The sequence below is a fragment of the Flavobacterium petrolei genome (assembly GCF_003314435.2).
Taxonomy (GTDB): Bacteria; Bacteroidota; Bacteroidia; order Flavobacteriales; family Flavobacteriaceae; genus Flavobacterium; species Flavobacterium petrolei.
This window is the reverse complement of record NZ_QNVY02000002.1, coordinates 640,352-660,369: the sequence shown is the minus strand read 5'-3', so window position 1 is coordinate 660,369 and position 20,018 is coordinate 640,352. Positions and strand designations below refer to the sequence as shown.

General features: G+C 33.8%; 12 protein-coding genes. 4 read left to right on the top strand and 8 right to left on the bottom strand.

Translation table 11 applies throughout. From position 1 onward, the window contains the following. Positions 1-191 precede the first annotated feature (191 nt). Positions 192-2,039, top strand: coding sequence for a CocE/NonD family hydrolase (locus DR871_RS09320; RefSeq protein WP_113665533.1), 1,848 nt, complete (start codon positions 192-194; stop codon positions 2,037-2,039). Between the two features lie 246 nt (positions 2,040-2,285). Here DR871_RS09320 and DR871_RS09315 read toward each other — a convergent pair whose 3' ends face one another. The 4 genes from DR871_RS09315 to DR871_RS09300 all read right to left on the bottom strand — a co-directional run bounded on the left by DR871_RS09315 (position 2,286) and on the right by DR871_RS09300 (position 8,680). Then, positions 2,286-3,602, bottom strand: coding sequence for an ammonium transporter (locus DR871_RS09315; RefSeq protein WP_113665534.1), 1,317 nt, complete (start codon positions 3,600-3,602; stop codon positions 2,286-2,288). 327 nt (positions 3,603-3,929) lie between these two features. Then, positions 3,930-4,307, bottom strand: a complete 378-nt coding sequence (locus DR871_RS09310; RefSeq protein WP_113665535.1) for a PH domain-containing protein — start codon at positions 4,305-4,307, stop codon at positions 3,930-3,932. Positions 4,308-4,316: 9 nt separating this feature from the next. Continuing rightward, positions 4,317-5,624, bottom strand: coding sequence for an amidohydrolase family protein (locus tag DR871_RS09305; protein WP_113665536.1), 1,308 nt, complete (start codon positions 5,622-5,624; stop codon positions 4,317-4,319). A gap of 65 nt (positions 5,625-5,689) precedes the next feature. Beyond that, complete coding sequence (locus DR871_RS09300) at positions 5,690-8,680, bottom strand: amidohydrolase family protein (RefSeq protein ID WP_113665537.1); 2,991 nt, start codon at positions 8,678-8,680, stop codon at positions 5,690-5,692. A gap of 234 nt (positions 8,681-8,914) precedes the next feature. On the opposite strand from DR871_RS09300, the gene DR871_RS09295 reads away from it, so the two are divergent. From DR871_RS09295 to DR871_RS09285, 3 genes are all read left to right on the top strand, one after another. After that, positions 8,915-10,450 carry a YifB family Mg chelatase-like AAA ATPase gene (locus DR871_RS09295; protein WP_113665538.1) on the top strand — a complete coding sequence of 512 codons (1,536 nt, stop codon included), beginning with the start codon at positions 8,915-8,917 and terminating at the stop codon, positions 10,448-10,450. A gap of 155 nt (positions 10,451-10,605) precedes the next feature. After that, positions 10,606-11,304 carry a pseudouridine synthase gene (locus DR871_RS09290; protein WP_113665539.1) on the top strand — a complete coding sequence of 233 codons (699 nt, stop codon included), beginning with the start codon at positions 10,606-10,608 and terminating at the stop codon, positions 11,302-11,304. Between the two features lie 362 nt (positions 11,305-11,666). Then, the gene (locus tag DR871_RS09285) at positions 11,667-12,326 is read left to right on the top strand and encodes a hypothetical protein (RefSeq protein WP_113665540.1); all 660 of its coding nucleotides are present in this window, start codon (positions 11,667-11,669) and stop codon (positions 12,324-12,326) included. A gap of 341 nt (positions 12,327-12,667) precedes the next feature. Here DR871_RS09285 and DR871_RS09280 read toward each other — a convergent pair whose 3' ends face one another. The 4 genes from DR871_RS09280 to DR871_RS09265 form a co-directional block, all read right to left on the bottom strand. Further along, entirely contained in the window at positions 12,668-13,957 is a 1,290-nt protein-coding gene (locus tag DR871_RS09280) for a DEAD/DEAH box helicase (protein ID WP_113665541.1), read from the bottom strand. Positions 13,958-14,124: 167 nt separating this feature from the next. Further along, complete coding sequence (gene ypfJ / locus DR871_RS09275) at positions 14,125-14,985, bottom strand: KPN_02809 family neutral zinc metallopeptidase (RefSeq protein ID WP_113665542.1); 861 nt, start codon at positions 14,983-14,985, stop codon at positions 14,125-14,127. An 85-nt stretch (positions 14,986-15,070) separates the two neighbouring features. Beyond that, entirely contained in the window at positions 15,071-19,006 is a 3,936-nt protein-coding gene (locus DR871_RS09270; RefSeq protein WP_165355321.1) for a PAS domain S-box protein, read from the bottom strand. 216 nt (positions 19,007-19,222) lie between these two features. Next, complete coding sequence (locus DR871_RS09265) at positions 19,223-20,011, bottom strand: DUF2189 domain-containing protein (RefSeq protein WP_113665544.1); 789 nt, start codon at positions 20,009-20,011, stop codon at positions 19,223-19,225. Positions 20,012-20,018: the final 7 nt, after the last annotated feature.

Genomic DNA, 20,018 nt, shown 5'->3' with positions numbered 1-20,018 from the left:
TGCTAATTTGAATACATAAATGAATGAATTATTGGTGTGAAAACGTTGAATAATGAGCTATTATAAACAGCGTCAATTGCTACTTTTTCATCTTATCAAAATCGATATATGAATTTTAAAAAAGTTGGAATAAGGATACTATAATCAGTGAGATTTTTTATCTTTAAAAACTATTTTAATTCAAAAAATTCATGAAAAAACTACTTAGTATTTCTCTTTTTTTTATTGGTGCAGTTCTGTTTGCCCAAGACAATAAATCCAATTATGTTTCGGAAAATTACACTAAAAAAGAAGTGCATATAAAGATGCGCGATGGTGCAGAATTATTTACTTCTATTTACACCCCCAAAGATGTTTCTAAAAAATATCCGATTATAATGCAAAGAACGCCTTATAATTCTAGTCCTTATGGAGAAGGTCAGCTCAAAAGAAGTATTTCTCCTAGCGAAACGATGATGAAAGAAGGATATATTGTGGTCTATCAAGATGTACGAGGAAGATTTATGAGCGATGGTTTATACGATAATATGCGCGGCTTTATTCCAAATAAAAAAGGAAAGGCAGCTACCGATGAAGCCTCGGATACGTATGATACGATAGATTGGTTGGTCAAAAATGTAGCTAATAACAACGGAAATGTTGGAACTTGGGGAATTTCATATCCAGGATTTTACGCTACGTATTCTTTGTTGAGCAATCATCCAGCTTTGAAAGCGGTTTCACCTCAAGCGTGTATTGCTGATTTCTTTTTTGATGATTTTCATCATAATGGAGCCTATTTGTTGAGCTATTGGAAAGTTACGCCATTATTTGGTCCTCAAAAAACAAAGCGAACTACGGAACCTTGGTATAAATTTACGAATACGGGTACAAATGATGATTATCAGTTTTTCTTGGATGCTGGCCCTTTATCTAATTTAGATAAATATTACGGTAAAGATGATGAATTTTGGCAACAGCTGAAAGACCATTCCAGTTATGATGATTTTTGGCAAAAACGTGGAATTTTACAACATTTGAATAATATCAAACCAGCGGTAATGACCGTTGGCGGTTGGTTTGATGCTGAAGATTTATATGGACCTTTGAATACGTACAGTACGATTGAAAAAAGCAGCAAAAATTACAACACAATCGTTATGGGACCATGGAGCCACGGTGATTGGGCTAGAAATTCAGCAAAACAAGTGATTGGTAATATTAATTTTGGAGATAGTATTTCAGGTTATTATCAAAAAAATATAGAAGCTAATTTCTTTCGTCATTTCTTAAAGAATAACGCTCAAGGTGAAAATAAATTACCAGAAGCCTATGTTTTTGATACTGGAAGAAAAGAGTGGAAGACCTATGAAACTTGGCCTCCTCAAAATACTGAAAAACAAGATTTCTTTTTGCAAGGAAATCAATTGACAAAAATGGCGAAGCGAAATATTTCTTTTGAAGAATTTATCAGTGATCCTAAGAAACCGGTTCCTTATTCTGAAGATATCAAACAAGCAGGGCTTACGCCAAGGAAATATATGACGGATGACCAACGTTTTGCCGCGAGACGTCCGGATGTGATTGTTTTTGAAACAGAAGTATTGAGCGATGATACCACATTAGCAGGAGAAATATTAGCCAAATTACAAGTTTCAACTACAGGAACAGATGCGGACTGGATTGTAAAAGTAGTTGACGTTTTCCCTAATGATGAGCCAGAGACCAAAGATGTTGCTCCTTATTTGAAGATGAGTAATTATCACATGATGGTACGCAGTGAGGTTATGAGAGGACGTTTCAGAAACAGTTTTTCAAAACCGGAAGCATTTGTTGCTAATGAGAAAACACCAGTGAATATTAAGTTGCAAGATGTTTTTCATACATTTAAAAAAGGACATAAAATCCAAATTCAGGTTCAAAGTACGTGGTTTCCGTTTATTGATTTGAATCCACAAACATTTGTAGATAATATTTTTTATGCTAAACCAGAAGATTTTCAAAAGCAAACTCATAGAATTTATAATGATTCAAAAATTGAGTTTACTATTTTAAAATAGATAATCCTTTTACTTACTAAAAGCATTCGATTATATTTGAATCTAAAATCCCAATCTTTTTTAAAGATTGGGATTTTGTTTTTAAAGGATATTGACTAAAACTAGTCTGGCAAAAAATGTTTCTTAAAGATGTTAATTTTTGTCTAAAGATAATTGGACAGACTGCATAGAATCATCCTTCTTTGAGTGACTGCAGAGCAAAAAAAACTCTCTGAATTGCAGAGAGTTAATTGATGTTAAGATGATTTACAAAAATTCACCATGTTGAGAAATATCTAAACCTAATTCTTCTTTTTCTTCACTTACACGAAGTGGGGTAATTTTATTTACGATAAAGAAAAGGAAATAGGAACCTACAAAAGCAAATATGGAAACAATTACTAAAGCAGTTAATTGATTGATAAATAATGTAGCGTCTCCAAAAATTAGACCTTGATTATCACCAACAACGGAGTTGATCGATTTTGAAGCAAAAACTCCAGTTAAAAGCATTCCAACCATTCCGCCCACACCATGGCAAGCAAATACGTCTAAAGCATCATCAATTTTTAATTTGTGGAAACTTCTAACCACTAAATTACTAACGATACTGGCAAAAGCTCCTATGAACATTCCGTGTGGAATACTCACAAATCCTGCAGCAGGAGTAATAGCCACTAAACCTACTACAACACCGATACAAGCTCCCATTGCAGAAAGTTTGTGACCAAGAATTTTGTCAAGAAATACCCAAGCCATTCCAGCTGCGGCAGCTGCAACAGTTGTAGTACCAAGCGCTTGAACCGCTAAACCGTTAGAACCTAAAGCAGATCCAGCATTAAAACCAAACCATCCAAACCATAATAAACCAGTTCCTAATAATACATAAGTGATACGGGCAGGATTAGGTTTTTGTGCTTTTCTTTTTCCAAGAAAAATGGCTCCTGCAAGTGCAGCCCATCCAGCACTCATGTGAACGACTGTTCCACCTGCGAAATCCAATACCCCCATTTTAAAGAAAATACCATCTGGGTGCCAAGTCATGTGTGCTAATGGTGTATAAACTAGTAATATAAATAAAACCATAAATAGTAAGTAAGCCCAAAAACGAATTCTCTCAGCAAAAGCACCCGTAATTAAAGCTGGGGTAATTATGGCAAATTTTGCTTGAAACAATGCAAATAACATAAAAGGGATTGTTGGAGCAAGACTCCATGATGTATTAGTACCTACACCTTGAAAGAATAAATTCGGGATAGGATTTCCTATAACGCCGCCAATTGTTGGGCCAAATGATAATCCAAAAGCGATAACAACCCATAAAACGGTTACAATTATCATGGCCATAAAACTTTGAAGCATGGTACTGATGACATTTTTTTTACCTACCATCCCACCATAAAAGAAACCTAAACCAGGAGTCATGATTAATACAAGTGCTGTAGCAACAATCATCCAAGCGGTATCGCCAGTGTCAAATTTTACAGCTTCTGCGGGTGCAGGGCTATCTGTTAGAAAATAATTTGAAAAAAGGGTAAATACCAAGATTGTGATTAATATCACACTTAAAATAATTTTTCTCATTGTTTTTTAGTTTTAAATTTCGATAAAAATATAAAAATCATCAACAACCCCCTTTATAAAAGTAATTGAATGTTTTATTTTTACGATTTAAACAATGCACACCCCTTTTTATTGTGGGTATATTATAATTTGAAGTTAAAATTTGTAATTTGTTAAAGTTAGGTTAAAGGAATATTATGTTTTGATATCTAAAACCGCCTTTTCTACAAAAAATTAAGAATCCTATTCTGATGTGTCGCCGTCTTTTGTAATGACAAAAGAGATTAACCTAAAAAAGGCACTAATTGCATGGATTGCAATTAGTGCCTTGAATTATAAATGATATGCTTATTTCAATGTATGTTGGCTCAATATTTTATAAACCTCATTGATGTTGTTTCCTCCTTTACCAAATTGTTTGATAATTGGATTATTATCGTGGTTTAACCAAATTTTTAATTCGGCATCCAAATCTAATATTCCTGCACTTTCTTTTGAGAATTTCTTAATACTGGAATAGGGAATAGACATATAATCAACTTTACTTCCAACCAATTGTTTTTCGACTAAAATCAGTCTTTTATTGGTGAAAATAAACATATCCCGAATAAGCTTATACGCTTTTTCGATTTTTTCTCCATCAATTAAGATAGGCTCAAATTCATTCGAAACATTTTCAATATTTACTTCAGATGCATTGCCTAAGATGGCGTTAAATAGTCCCATTGTATTAATTTATTTTTGATTGTATTTTGTTTTATATCGGTCATTCAGCTTAGTTTGATGTGTTTCCAAACTAATCATTCTCCCTTGTATAAAGGCATTAGTCAATTTATTGGTTCTCATATCTAAAGCATCACCTTCGGAAATGAATAATGTAGCATCTTTTCCTTGCTCTAAGGTACCACATTGCGCATCAATTCCTAATATTTTAGCAGTATTAGATGTAATTAGTTGTAACGCTTTTTCTTTTTCCATTCCGTAGGCAGCACATGTTCCCGCTAAAAATGGTAAATTTCTGGTATTCATTCTTTCATGGGCACCGCTATTTTCTAAACCTACAAGGACACCTTTATCGGTTAATAATTTGGCTGCTTTGTATGGTAAATCAATATCATGATCATCATTCTCTGGCATATCATGCACGCGTTTTAGCAGTACGCCAATATTATTTTTTTGTAATAATTCAGCAGTTTTATACGCTTCATACCCGCCAACAATGACCATTTTTTTAATACCATTTTCTTTGGAAAATTGCACCGCATCGATGATTTGTTTTTCTTCATTGGCATGAACAAACAGCGTTAGACTTCCGTCATATAGACCTTTTGTAGATTCTAAAACTAAATTTCGCTCTTTTGAACTATCGCCTAAATACGCTTTTGCATTAGATAAAAATCCAGATAATTCTAAAACTTGTTTAGCATAGTCCTTATTAGCTTCTATATTTCCTGGTTCTGCCCACCATCCACTTCTTTTAAAGGTGGATGGGAAATTGATGTGAATTCCATCGTTTTCTTTTATAATTGCATCTTTCCAATGCCAAGCATCCAGCTGAACAATTGAGGAAGATCCAGAAATCACTCCGCCTCTAGGTGTTATTTGAGCCATCAAAATACCGTTTGGTCTTACTGTTTCAATTACTTTAGAATCGGCTGTGTAAGCAACAATACTTCTTACATTTGGATTCATTGCTCCAATTTCATCTTCGTCATCGGAGGATTTTATGGCATCTATCTCAACCAAGCCTAATGTAGAGTTAGGTGCAATAAATCCCGGATACACATGTTTTCCGCTGGCATCAATTGTCATGTCATAGGCACCCGCAGCTAAGCGTATTACTCTCGCATCTGCAACCAAAGTGATTTTCCCGTCTACAAATCCGATGGCGCTGTTCTCAATCACTTCACCATTACCCAAGTGTGCTGTAGCATTAAGGATTAAAACAGATTTTGATTGCTTTGCGGCTGGTGTTTGTTGTGCCTGAGATAGTATTGAGATACTAAAGGCCAATATTAAAAGATATATTTTTTTACTATTCATGATTATAGGTTTTTTAGAATTGCTTTATAATAAAAGCACGGTTTTTGAAATTTAGATGCATTGGATTATTCTTCTAAAGTATCGCAATGATATTCTTTCTTCTCCGTTTTTTTAGGTTCTTGCGTGGTCATTCCTTTATTTTTTTCTTGTAATAACTGACCTATTAGTTCACTTCTTTCTTTAGCGATTGCTACTCTTTGTGCTTCATCTTTTTTAGCATCATAATACACAACACCTTCAATTAATGTTTTTTCAGCTTTGGCATAAATAGATAAAGGATTTGCATTCCATAATACGATATCCGCATCTTTGCCCACTTTGATACTTCCTACTTTATCATCTATATGCAATAATTTAGCAGGATTCAATGTCACAAATTTCCATGCATCTTCTTCTGAAATATTACCATATTTTACTGCTTTTGCTGCTTCTTGATTTAATCTTCTAGACATTTCAGCATCATCAGAGTTGTAGGCAACTACAATTCCTGCATTATGCATAATTGGTCCGTTGAAAGGAATGGCATCATTCACTTCAAATTTATAAGCCCACCAATCCGAGAAAGTGGAGGCTCCAACACCATGCTCTTTCATTTTATCGGCAACTTTATAACCTTCAAGAATATGAGTGTAGGTATTAACTCTAAAATCAAATTTTTCAGCTACATTTATCAACATCAAAATTTCAGATTGCACGTAAGAATGACAAGAAATGAAACGTTCTTTGTTTAATATTTCGGCTAATGTTTGTAACTCTAAGTCTACTCTCGGTGCATTTCCTTTTGCTTTTTTACCACTAGCATTGTATGCTTTCCAAGCTAAGTCATATTCTTTTGCACGTTGGAAATAATCAGTAAAAACTTGTTCGACTCCCATTCTGGTTTGTGGAAAACGAGTAGGGTTTACGTTACCCCAATTAGATTGTTTAACATTTTCACCTAAAGCAAATTTGATGAATCCGGGTTGGTTTTTATATAACATTTCCTCTGCAGGTGCTCCCCATTTCCATTTTACAATTGCGGAACGTCCACCAATAGGATTAGCTGAACCGTGCAATAATTGAGATGTTGTAACTCCACCAGCTAAATCTCTATAGATATTAATGTCTTCAGAATTCACTACATCTTGTATCGTTACTTCAGCACTAGAGTTGTGTCCGCCTTCATTCACACCGTTTGAAATGGCAATGTGCGAGTGCTCATCAATAATTCCGCTAGTCAAATGTTTTCCTTTTGCATCAACAATTGTTGCGGATGCATCAGCAATATTTTTCCCAACAGAAGCTATTTTTCCGTTTTTTACCAATACGTCTGTTTCTTCTAAAATACCGTCTTTTTCATTGGTCCAAACAGTAGCATTTTTAAAAAGTATTGTTTCTGCGGTAGGTTTCTTCAGGTTACCAAAAGCAACATTTGGAAATGTTGTTGGGATAATCATGTTGTTTTTTTCAATTTTAGAAGAATCAATCGCTTTTACAAATGGAGCCGTTTTTACCGCTGACCATTTCACTTCATTTCCATTGAATAAAACTGCTTTCCCGGAAAGATTTTGTGTGTCTTCGATGTATCCAATTAATCTGGTAAAGCTAGTTTTAGTAGAATCATTAGGTTTTATTACAGTCGAAATCCAATTATTGGTCATCGTCAGTTTTGACTTGATTTTTTTAGAATCTACTGTTGTGATTTCTGATTTTGGTGCAGTAATCTCCCCATCAATTTTCCATTTATATTTTTCGGAATTAATGGTCAAATCATAATTTCCACGAATGTCCTTCGTTGCAATGTCGTTGACAACAAATTTGTTTCCTTGAACCCAGTTTTCGTACAATACTGTTTTTTCTTCAAAAATTTCTCCGGATGTAATCACAAAATTGGCTAAACTTCCTGTTTTCAAAGTTCCCATTTCGTTGCTTTTTCCTAAAAGAGCAGCAGGAATGGTAGTCAATGCTTCTAATGCTTTGGTTTTATCAAAACCATATTTGATGGCTCTTAACAGATTGGGTCTAAAATCTTCCATCTTCTTTAACTTGTCAGTTGTCAATGCGAAAACAATTCCATTATCCGATAAAACTTTAAGGTTGGTCGGCGCTTGGTTCCAAAAACGCAAATCTTTTAATTCCATTTGGTTCGCTTGGTTCGGATCAGAAACATCATAGGCTTCAGGGAAATTGATTGGAATAATAAATTTCGAATTCGTTTTTTTGATTTCCTCAATGCGTTCAAATTCGTTTCCGTTTCCTTTTAAAACATAATTCAAACCAAATTCCTTCGCAATTTTGGACGCTCTTAAACTGTTTAATTTGTCTTCAGAAGCAAATATTTGAACTAACTTTTCATTATTTGCCATGGCTTCTAATGACAAATCTTTGGTTGCTGAATTTCCTTTTTTGTACCAATCTAAATCATAGTACATTTGGCGTAATAATGCCATCATTCCCATTAATGAACTTGGATAGGATTGATTTGTAGTTACGCTTTTAGTAAATGCAAAATGATTGGTCACTTTATCGGATAGCAATTGATTCTTTTTTTCGAAATTATTCAAAGCGATTAAAGTTCCTGATCCGCGGGCAATTCCGTCTGGAATATGCGTTCCTACAACACCAAATCCAGCTTTCAATAATTCTTCGGCTTTAGGTTGGTCATATTTAAATGCTTCGTAGGCATTCAATTCTGAACGGATGCTCTCATTCCAATAAAAACCAGATCTTTTAGTATCATATAAGGGGTTTCTTTCGGTAATTCCTTTTGGTTTTTCGATTCCAAAACTCGTGTAAATATCAATAAAAGAAGGATAAATGGACCTTCCTTCTAAGTTGATTGTGGTACAGTTTTTAGGAATTGAAATATTAGTTCCTACACCAATTACTTTTCCGTTTTGTATCAGTAAAGTACCTTTTTCAACAACTTGTGTTGGTGTCACATAGATTTTTGCATTGGTAAAAGCGGTGAAATTGCTGGTTTTGTTTTGAACACTTTCATTGTTAGGAAAGTATTCCTGTGCATAAGTTTTTGGCAGTAAAAAACTGAAAAATAACAGAAGTAAGATTTTTTTCATAGTAAGGTTTCTAATTATTTTCTAAAAGTAGAAAAATGCTAATAGTATACCTTCAATTTTTTTAATTTTAACATTTTGTTTTTGCGAAAAATGTATCATATCGGACTGTAATATGTAATATTTGAAGTATTTTTTGATGAAATTTTGGTTATTCACTATTTTATTGGAATTTGTGTAGGATTTATAATAATAATAAGAAAAGTTTTCTCTAATTTTAGAATCAAATAAAAACAGATGCTAGTTAAAGTTTTTGGAAGTGCAGTTTTTGGAGTCGAAGCCACAACGATTACTGTTGAGGTAAATATTGATAAAGGGATTGGTTATCATTTAGTTGGATTGCCGGATAATGCCATTAAAGAAAGCAGTTACCGTATTGCAGCAGCACTCAAAAATAACGGCTACGCCATGCCAGGTAAAAAAATCACCATCAATATGGCTCCTGCTGATTTGCGCAAAGAAGGCTCTGCCTACGACCTGACTTTAACCATCGGAATTTTGGTCGCATCTGGGCAAATCAATGCCGAGGACGTTGATAAATACATCATTATGGGGGAACTTTCCCTTGATGGCAGCCTTCAACCAATAAGAGGTGCTCTACCCATTGCCATTAAAGCCAAAGAAGAAGGTTTTAAAGGTTTTTTTCTTCCAAAGCAAAATGTAAAAGAAGCAGCGATTGTTGCTGGATTAGATGTGTATGGAGTCGAAAATGTTCAGGAAGTAATTGATTTCCTTGAAGGAAAAGGAACTCTGGAACCAACAACAATAGACACGCGAGCTGAATTTTATAAAACATTAGACTTTCCTGAATTCGATTTTAGTGATGTTAAAGGACAAGAAAGTATTAAGCGTTGCATGGAAATTGCCGCAGCCGGAGGACATAATATTATCTTGATTGGACCGCCGGGAGCAGGGAAGACCATGCTTGCCAAACGTTTACCGAGTATTTTGCCGCCGATGACGTTGCGTGAAGCATTAGAAACAACCAAAATTCACAGCGTTGCCGGAAAATTAAAGGAAGTGGGATTGATGAATCAACGTCCGTTTCGAAGTCCGCACCATACAATTTCGAATGTCGCTTTGGTGGGCGGCGGAAGTTATCCGCAACCGGGTGAAATTTCGATGGCGCATAATGGTGTTTTGTTTCTGGATGAATTGCCTGAATTTAAGAGAGACGTTTTGGAAGTGATGCGTCAACCGCTGGAAGATCGAGAAGTAACAATTTCCAGAGCTAAATTTACGGTTACTTATCCGTCTTCTTTTATGTTGGTGGCGAGTATGAATCCAAGTCCAAGTGGGTTCTTTAACGATCCGGATTCACCACAAACTTCTTCGCCACACGAAATGCAACGGTATTTGAGTAAGATTTCGGGACCTTTATTGGATAGAATAGATATTCACATCGAAGTGACTCCGGTTCCTTTCGAAAAATTATCGGATGATCAAAAAGCGGAAAGCAGTGTTGATATTCGGAAAAGAGTGACTGCAGCACGAGAAATCCAAACCGAACGTTTTGAACAAATGGAAAACATCCATTACAATGCTCAAATGAATACCAAACACATTCGGGAGTATTGCGCTTTGGACGATGTTTCCAAGCAATTATTGAAAACGGCAATGGAACGATTGAATCTTTCCGCTAGGGCCTACGATCGTATTTTGAAAGTAGCCAGAACAATCGCCGACTTGGATGCAGCTCCAACAGTAATTTCGGGCCATATAGCAGAGGCAATTCAATATAGAAGTTTGGATCGTGATGGTTGGCTGGGGTAAATTAGATTTCAGATTTTTGATTAACGATTTTTGATTTTAGATGTTTAACAGCTGAAAATAGAGAATACGCTCGCGCTAAAGAGTAAAAAAGAAAAGTGTAGAAATAAATAAGTCAAAAAAGAGATTTCGAGAGAAATCTCTTTTATTTTTGCCAAATGTTAGAAATTCTGTACCAAGACGAATATATTATTGCAATTAATAAACCAAGTGGATTGTTAGTCCACAAATCGTTTTACGCGCGCGATGCAAAAGTTTATGCGATTCAAGAATTGAGAAATCAAATAGGAGGGCAACACGTTTATCCTATTCATCGGTTAGATCGCAAAACATCTGGAGTCTTGTTATTTGCGTTGGATAAGGAAGTTTTAAAAATTATGAATGATCGTTTTGCCACACGCGAAGTCGAAAAAAAATATTTAGCAATTTTACGTGGTTGGTCACCCGAAGAACTAACGATTGATTATGATTTAACCAATGATGATGGCATTATACAAAATGCAGTAACCTACTTTCATCGATTGCAAACTACAGAAATTGAGTTAGCATTTAACAATAAACCTACATCACGATATTGTTTGGTAGAGGCTATTCCTGAAACGGGACGTATGCATCAATTACGAAAACATTTCAAACATATTTTTCATCCCATTTTAGGAAGTCGGCCACATGGTTGTAATAAACAGAATAAATTATGGTTGGAGCATTTTGAACTGATAGGAATGATGCTTCATGCACATCAGTTAATTTTTAATCATCCAATAACAAATAAACCACTTATCCTGAATGCAAAAATTAATGAAGAATTTAGCAGAGTAGGTACTATTCTTAATCTAGATTTAAATACGTATGAATAGAATACTACTTTGTAAAGTAATGCATTAAATTATTGTTGTATTTGGAAACAACAATTTTCAGTATGAAGAGAAGTAGATTTGTGATTAACTATTTTTAATCACAACGTTCCACAAAGTTTCCTACTTTGAGGAAGTGACTTTCGGTTTTTAACCGATTTTGTTTTTATAATATTTTAATTTTAAGGTCAGTTGGCGACTGAGAAACATATACTCAAAGTTGGAGACTTTGCGTAGCGGGTTATAAATTTTAAACTACTAACAATCGAATATTTAATCCTTTTTGAACAATAAAAAGCATCATATTAATTTGTGACAGATTTTATTCGGAAATATTTTATATTTGTTATATTTAATTTTACAATATGAATTTTTTTAAACGAAATATGGGTTTAAGTTATACGATTTTAGCGGGTTTTTTTCAAATTGCAGCTATTATATGCGGCATTTTAGCGTATAATGCCGATAAGAAAGTGGATGTAGTTCCCACATCAGGAAATACATTTAATATAAATGGTGACTATGTGAATAGAGATAAAAATATTGATAACAAAACTGTTATAAATAAAAAAACAGTCATCCAAAAAGATAAAGAACAAGAAGTTATTCACGCTAAGAAATCAGATAATAATAAAATTCCGATTGCAAATATTAATGTAGCTAATTTAGGGGTAAATAACGGTATAATTAATTCAGGGGTAAATTATGGTAATCAAACAGTAAACAATAATTACAATGAGAAAGAAGCACCAAGACAAGTCACAAATAATGACTTAGAATACATTAAACAGAATATTCCATTAGATTATAAAATTGATTTAAGCTTTGTTAATAGCACGCAAGAATGTATAAATTACAAAAACCAAATAATTTCAGGTTTAACTCAGTTCGGTTATAAAGTAGCTAATATAAATTCTATTGGAATGCTGCTAGATGGTAGAATAAATAATTCAGGTGATAGATTCTATATCAACAAAGATGAATCTCAAAAAACAGCTGAAATTGTTATTAAGGAACAAAAATAATTTTTTAAATAAAAAGTCAGCACATTCAGTTGTTGGATGTGAACTCCTAGATATCTAGTATATGTATCTTCAAACAGATATGTAGGTTTGCAAACTGTCCCCCCATAAACGTGAGCGACTTTGTTTTTCAAAGAAAAGTGCTATTATGAAAGTAAAAACGCTCTCAATAGCCCCGATTACTTCACTTAGCTTTTATTTTAATTGGAGTTCAGTGAACTACGTTTGAAATGAAAAACCTTCTTAGAGCTGGTGTTCAGCTCTAAGAAGGTTTGTAATGTATAGCGGGAAATACGTTCTAAAAAAACGAACTCGTTCTGCTCCTAAAAAATAATAAAAATTAATTATCTATTAGAACGTCGGTCATTATTTTGACTTGGGCGTCTTGGACCAAAACTATTATTGCTGCTACGGTTTGTAGTGTCAGTTTTTGGTTTTCGCGGAGTTGAATCGCGTTGTTGTCTTCCTTGCCCTTGTTTAATTGGTTCTTTGGAAGCGTTAGGATCGGGTTCGAAACCTTTTATGTTTTCTTTAGGCAAATTTAAACCTACTAATTTTTCGATATCACGTAAAAAAACCGTTTCATCCGGACTGAATAGCGAAATAGCTTCACCATTTGCACCAGCTCTTCCGGTACGACCAATTCGGTGGACGTAATCTTCAGGAATGTTAGGCAATTCAAAATTGACCACATGCGGCAACAATGGAATATCCAGACCTCTGGCCGCAATATCGGTAGCGACTAAAGCGGTAAGACTTCCGTCTTTGAACCCTGCCAAGGCTTTGGTTCGTGCGCCTTGCCCTTTATTTCCGTGAATGGCAGCTGCTTTGATTCCGGCACTAATCATGCTTTCTGTCAGTTTATTGGCGCCTTGTTTGGTACGGGTAAAAACCAAAATTTGTTTCCAGTTTCCTTCTGTAATCAATTTAATGATCAGTTCCGTTTTTTTCTCTTTGGCAACAGGATATATTATTTGAGTAATAGCATCGACGGTGGTATTTTCCGGAGTTGCTTCTACATGAACGGGATGGTGTAAAATGCCCATCGCCAATTTCTTGATGTCTGTTGAGAAGGTTGCCGAAAACATCAAGTTTTGTCTTTTTGTAGGCAATACTTTTATAATGCGCTCAATGTCTCGTACGAAACCCATGTCTAGCATACGGTCAGCTTCATCTAAAACTAAGATTTCAACTTTGGCAAGTGATATTAAACCTTGGTTTTGCAAATCGATTAACCGACCTGGAGTGGCGACTAAAATATCGACACCCTGACGCAATTGCGTTACCTGGGGATTCTGATTTACACCACCAAAAATAACGGTGCTTTTCAGGTCTAAAAATACACTGTATTCCTTGATATTGGCTAATATTTGTGCGGCTAATTCTCTGGTTGGTGTCAATATTAAGGCGCGAATAGGTCTTTGTCGCAATTGTTGACCTTGTGATAATATTTGTAAAATAGGTAATGTAAAACCGGCTGTTTTTCCTGTTCCTGTTTGTGCAGATGCCAAAACATCTTTACCTTCTAATATTGGGGGAATTGCTTTTTGTTGAATTGGAGAGGGAGTTGTGTACCCTTTTTTGCTGATGGCTTTAAGTAAAGCATCAGATAAACCTAATGAGTTAAATGACATAAATGGTGTTTATAAAGTAAACACTATTATTTAGGTTACTTTTTTAATTGGGCGCAAAGGTACTGTTAATTTTCCGATGTGCTTTTGATTGCCTCGATTTGTTTAAATGTAAGCACAAAAAAATCGGGACTATATCCCGATTTTTTAAATTCTTATTGATTTGAAATTTATCTTATTTCTGCAAAAGTATCGCCTTGATTGATGTCACCGGATTTATACCCTTTCATAAACCATGCTTTTCGTTGTGCCGAAGTTCCGTGTGTAAAGGACTCCGGAACAATGTGTCCTTGAATTTTAGATTGAATTGCATCATCACCAACTGCGTGAGCCGCACTTAAAGCTTCATCAATATCACCTTCTTCCAAGAAATTATTCATTTTTTGATTGTAATGCGTCCAAACACCCGCATAAAAATCAGCTTGCAATTCCAGAGCAACCGATAATTTATTGGCTTCAGCCTGGCTTTTTCCTTCTTGCATTTGTCTCATTTTAGCAGAAGTGCCTAACAACGTTTGCACGTGATGACCAATCTCGTGAGCGATTACATAGGCTGTAGCAAAATCGCCACCTTCAGCTCCAAATTTAGTTTTCAGTTCCTCAAAAAATGTTAAATCCATATATACTTTCTGGTCAGCCGGACAATAAAAAGGTCCCGAAGCAGAGGTAGCATTACCGCACTCCGTTTCCACAGCCTGGTTGAACAATACTAAATTTGGTCTTTCATACTGCATGTTATTCTGCTGAAATATTTTTCCCCAAACATCCTCCGTATCTACTAATATAGCTTCTATGAATTTGCCTTCTTCAATTTCGGTGGCGGTTAGGTCTCTTTGTTCAGTAGGAGCGCTATTTCCTTGATTCATTTGTTCTAAAATTGGCGTCAGCATTTGTGCATTTTCTCCACCAAAAACATTCAATAACAAGATAATTATACCTATAATTCCACCTCCTACAATTGTTTTTCCTCCAGAGGACATTCCTCTTCGGTCTTCAAAATTTTCACTTGAACGTCTGCCACTCCATTTCATAATCTGTTGTTTTTTAATTGTTAATAAACCTTTGTACTACAAAATTACTTTATTTTTAAGTATTATTATACTTTTTAAATTTAGGTCAATGTACCCATTTCAGAAATGTTTCTTCAATAATTCCTTTAATTATTGGTTTTGGAATGTAATCACTCATTCCTGCATTAAGACATTTTTCCTTTTCTTCTTTTTCCGTACCGGCAGTTATTGCAATTATAGGTACGTTCTGTCCTGATTTTAAATTCCGAATGATTTCTGTCGCTTCATAACCATTCATGACAGGCATTTGGATGTCCATAAAAATAATATCAGGGTGAATTGTTTCAAATTGTTCTATTGCTAACTGACCGTTTAGTGCTTCATAAATTGTGGTAGGTACGGGCAAATTTTTAATGATTGTTTTCAGCAGTAACATATTCACTTTGTTATCCTCCACAATTAATACAGTAACTTTTTTAGCTTGATGATTAGTTTGGACTGCTATTTTGTTAATAGAATCAAAATCAGTGTCGTGTAAACTGAACGTTGTCGAAGCTTCATCGCTTGTCTTTAGTGTTAAATCAAAATAAAAAGTGCTGCCTAAATCTATTGTACTTTCTAATTGCAAATGACTGTTCATTAATCCTAATAATTGGTTTGAAATCGTTAATCCCAGTCCAGTACCACCAAATTTTCTTGTTGTGGAACTGTCTTCCTGTGAGAATGCTTTAAATATTTTCTTTTTGTTTTGTTCTAATATTCCAATTCCGGTATCGATAACCGCAAAGCGAATAGTAGCTTTGAAATCATCTATTTTCTCTATCACTGACACCTCTAATTTTATTGCGCCTCTTTCTGTAAATTTTACGGCATTCGCCAATAAATTAATCAAAATCTGTTTCAATCGAACGCTATCCAGCCATAAATATTTTGGTGTATCTGCTGCAATATTGAGTTCCAGTTTTAAATTTTTTTGATTGGATTCATATAAAATTAAATCGATTACTTGAGCGAGCATTTCATTGATATCATATTTTTCAATGTACAAATCCAATTTTCCGGCTTCAATTTTGGAGAAATCCAGAATATCATTGATAATGTCTAGCAAGGAGTGTGCCGATTGACTGATGGTAGTCATATATTTATGCTGTGTTACTCCAAGATTAGTTTTCATCAATAAATCCGTAAAACCGATAATCCCGTTTAAAGGCGTTCTAATCTCATGACTCATATTAGCCAGGAATTCTGATTTTGCTTTGTTGGCAGCTTCGGCTAATTCTTTCTCCTGGACTACGGTTTCGGCTTGTTTTCTCTCGGTAATGTCAATAAAAATTCCTTCTAAAAAAACAATTTTTCCATCTTTGTATATGGTATCGCCAAATTCTTCTACCCAAACCACGCGATTGTCTTTATGAATAATTCGGAACGTTAAGTGGACAGGGATTTTACGGTCTATCGCATTTTTTTGAGCAGCAATAGCGTTCGCTTTATCTTCGGGATGAATTAAATCTATGAAAGATAAGTGGTGATTTAGGAATTCTGATTTGGGGTATCCAGTAAGTTTTTCAATTTCATCATTGATGTAAATTTTAGTATTATTTTCATCGTAGTTCGATAAATATACCGTTCCGGGAATATTATTAGCCAATAATCTAAATTTTTCTTCACTTTCATAAATTGCGGTCTCGTTTGTAATACGTTCAATAGATGACGCAATATTACTGGCTAATGTTTGTAAAATATTCACCTCATCTTCAGACCAGGCTCTTTCGTTTTGTGTGTCGTCAAACCCTAAAAATCCGTGAAATTTATTTTTAACGAAAATTGGAAATAAGATAATTGAAATTACATCTACATTAATTAATTTGTTTCGAAGCGATAGATTTTCAATTTTCGGAATTATTGCTTTATAGATTTTGTTATTCAAAAGCGGTGTTAGTAGCTCTTCAAAAAAATCATGCGGTAAGTTTTGAAGTTTAATATTGTTCTCTGTCAATTTAATATTGTTGATAATCCATCGGTATTTTTGACTTATTAATCCCGTATTTGCATCGTTTTCATAGTAATACGCACGATGTGATTTGGTCGCTTGTCCCATAATAATAAGGACATCCGAGAAAATATCGTTGAAGTCATTACTGTTCAAAAATTTCTCCGTGCAAAGCGCCATTGCAGACAAAAGTTCGCTTTTGTATTCTAATTTCTTTTCAGTTTCATAGCGACTTTGTGAAATCATGGTTAGTGAAATAATATCAGAGATTGATCTTGCAAAATTAATGTCTTCATTATCCCAATTTATTTTTGATTTGGTAGCCTCAAGACACAATACGCCAATGAGTTCCCCATTAATAAAAAATGGAATATCAAGTATTGACTTTATATCATACTCTAAAAAATAATTTTCAGTGAATTCTGATAGTCCATATTTGCTGAATACGTCAGGAGCACAAATTTGTTTTCTGCTTTTTATCAGTTCAAAATAAATTGGGTAATTTTCTTTTTTAAGAACAACGCCTCTACTGAAAGAATTAGCTTCTAATTCATATTGGTTTTCACATGTTAAGATGTCATTGGCATATTTCCAATAACTTACACGATTGCATCTGGTAACTCTAGCAGCGGATTCTAGGATTTGCATTACACTAACATCTAGATTTTTGTAGTTGCTAAAGTTGGTTGTTGATAATCGTTTAATCGTTTCGTTGTATTTTTCTATTTTTTCCTGCCGCGCTTTATTTTCAATTTCTATATCTTTAAACTTAGTTATATCTCGAGCAATCCCGGAATAAGCAACTATTTTTCCAAGATCATTTCTACGAATAATCACTTTCTGTGAAACCCATAATTCTTCTCCGTTCTCTTTTAGTAAGGGAAATTCAATTGTTGGAAAGTAATTTTCCTTTTCCAACAAATTTTGATAAAAATCTCTGATGCTGCTAACATAATCTTTCCGAATAAAATCAGAGTAATGTCGATTTATTAATTCCTCATTTTCATAACCCAGTAATTTAATTGTAAAGTCATTCACAAATATAAAATTTCCAATAGTATCGACTTCATAAATAAGATCGATTGCATTTTGAATTAGATATTTATACTGATTTTGAATTTGAATTTCATTGGTTACATCCTGTCCAATTCCAATTATCAAATCATTCGAAAATTTCTTATCGTTCCATTGGATGTGTTTGAATTCACCATTTTTACATTTCAGTTTTCGAATAAATATATGATCGTCTTTAAATGTTTTATGGTATTCTTCACCAAAAAATTCGCTATCTTCAGTAACTTTCCAATACCCTAATCCCATAACTTCCTCTACAGAATAACCTAAAATTGTTTTTACATTTTCACTACAAAATACAATTTCACCTTTTTTGTTAGTGGCCAGAATAAGCGAATTTCCTTTATTAATGATTTGATTGTTGAAACGCATTTCAATTTCAAGATTCAGTAACGAAATGTAATGAATGTAGTTGATAATCAATATTATGAATGAATAGGTGGCAAGCGCAATGCTAGTTTCTATAGGGACCAATTCTAATAAAAAAATAACCAAAAAGAATGTAAAGACTGCGGTTACGAAAAACCAATATAGTTTTGTAGGTTTTAAAATGTTGTACGAAAAGAAAAAGGAAACTATAAAGCCTACAATAGGAATTGTATCTGTTGGAGAATAAATCAGATTTCTAGAAATAAAAACAAAGTAGAAAAGAAATAAACTGATGAATATTTCTTTAATATGTTTAAAAATAATGGCATATTTAGTGCTTAGCATGTAGAGAATTAGCAGAAATAAACCAATAGTACAGTTAGCTAATATTAAACTTTTAGGTCTAATTTTAAAAATCTCAAAGATGATTTCAATTGAAGGAATTATGATACCTAGAAAAAGAAGATACAGTTGGTATTCTTTATTTTTTAAAACGGTGTCCCTACCATTTTCTAATAGCTTACTCTTTAAAGTTGATTTTATTTTATATACTTCATAGATTATGAACACAAATAAAATGGGTATAGCAATCAATAAAAGATTACTCATAGGGAAAAAATTATAAGCCCAAAATAAAATAAATTTTGAGTTGAGAATAGTCAGCAGTCCACAGTACCACAACATAGTAATTTTTTTATGAGGTTTCTAAAGAGTAGATCTTGGGCTCTAACTTTTGGTGTTCAATGTAGCAAAAAAAATCAAATAAAAACCAAAACAGATTTAAATTTCTGTTTGGTCTTTATTCAAAAAAGTAATTCTTAATTTTTATATTTTTTCTTGAAATTCAATTTCGCTTTCATTTTCAAAACCTATTATTTCGCTGTAAATAGCATAGTATAAGGAGTACATAAAAGGTAATGTGAAAAATATCCCAATACAACATCCTATAAAACCTACCAGCACTCCAATCGTTCCAATAACGATTAATCCCAGTAGTACTAATGGTTGTTTAGAAACCAGTAAAATGCTAGTTTCTATTGCTTCTACCGCTTTTAAATTTCCAAAAATAATTAACGGAATCATTAACATCGTAAATAACGATACGGTCACAGTAACAATAAAACCAAGTGCAGGTATTTGTGCATAATTTATTATCGTGGAAATGATGGAACTTGTAATAGATATGAGAAATGTTGCTACAAAAAGTTCCTTGAAATAGGGAGCTTTGAAAAATTCAAACATAGTAGAGACATGAAACTCTTCATCTCTTTCTGCGCAATAAGCCATTTTTAGTAATCCCGCTGTGAATGGACTAAATAAACTTGAAATAAGTGCTGAAATTCCTGTAATCAGTAGCAGCGTAGGTAAGGCAATTTCCTCCAGTTTTAAATTTTCCGGTTTTAAAAAATCTAAAACTGTTGGTGCTCCAAATATTGACATCACTATTCCAAATCCTAATATACTAAGCAGAACAAAGAAGACGAAAAATATCAAACCGCCATACAGTGCAATCTTTTTATAATTTTCGAAAGCGTGATTAAAAACATTGCCAAAATCTAAATTGTAGCCATCTTGTTTTATTTCTGAAATTCGGTTTTGTGTAGTTTTGTTCATTTGGTTT

What these genes read in the sequence shown, in the direction of transcription:
- DR871_RS09320 (WP_113665533.1), top strand. Translation starts at nt 192, where the DNA reads ATGAAAAAACTACTTAGTATTTCTCTTTTTTTTATTGGTGCAGTTCTG.
- DR871_RS09315 (WP_113665534.1), bottom strand. Translation starts at nt 3,602, where the DNA reads ATGAGAAAAATTATTTTAAGTGTGATATTAATCACAATCTTGGTATTT.
- DR871_RS09310 (WP_113665535.1), bottom strand. Translation starts at nt 4,307, where the DNA reads ATGGGACTATTTAACGCCATCTTAGGCAATGCATCTGAAGTAAATATT.
- DR871_RS09305 (WP_113665536.1), bottom strand. Translation starts at nt 5,624, where the DNA reads ATGAATAGTAAAAAAATATATCTTTTAATATTGGCCTTTAGTATCTCA.
- DR871_RS09300 (WP_113665537.1), bottom strand. Translation starts at nt 8,680, where the DNA reads ATGAAAAAAATCTTACTTCTGTTATTTTTCAGTTTTTTACTGCCAAAA.
- DR871_RS09295 (WP_113665538.1), top strand. Translation starts at nt 8,915, where the DNA reads ATGCTAGTTAAAGTTTTTGGAAGTGCAGTTTTTGGAGTCGAAGCCACA.
- DR871_RS09290 (WP_113665539.1), top strand. Translation starts at nt 10,606, where the DNA reads ATGTTAGAAATTCTGTACCAAGACGAATATATTATTGCAATTAATAAA.
- DR871_RS09285 (WP_113665540.1), top strand. Translation starts at nt 11,667, where the DNA reads ATGAATTTTTTTAAACGAAATATGGGTTTAAGTTATACGATTTTAGCG.
- DR871_RS09280 (WP_113665541.1), bottom strand. Translation starts at nt 13,957, where the DNA reads ATGTCATTTAACTCATTAGGTTTATCTGATGCTTTACTTAAAGCCATC.
- ypfJ (WP_113665542.1), bottom strand. Translation starts at nt 14,985, where the DNA reads ATGAAATGGAGTGGCAGACGTTCAAGTGAAAATTTTGAAGACCGAAGA.
- DR871_RS09270 (WP_165355321.1), bottom strand. Translation starts at nt 19,006, where the DNA reads ATGAGTAATCTTTTATTGATTGCTATACCCATTTTATTTGTGTTCATA.
- DR871_RS09265 (WP_113665544.1), bottom strand. Translation starts at nt 20,011, where the DNA reads ATGAACAAAACTACACAAAACCGAATTTCAGAAATAAAACAAGATGGC.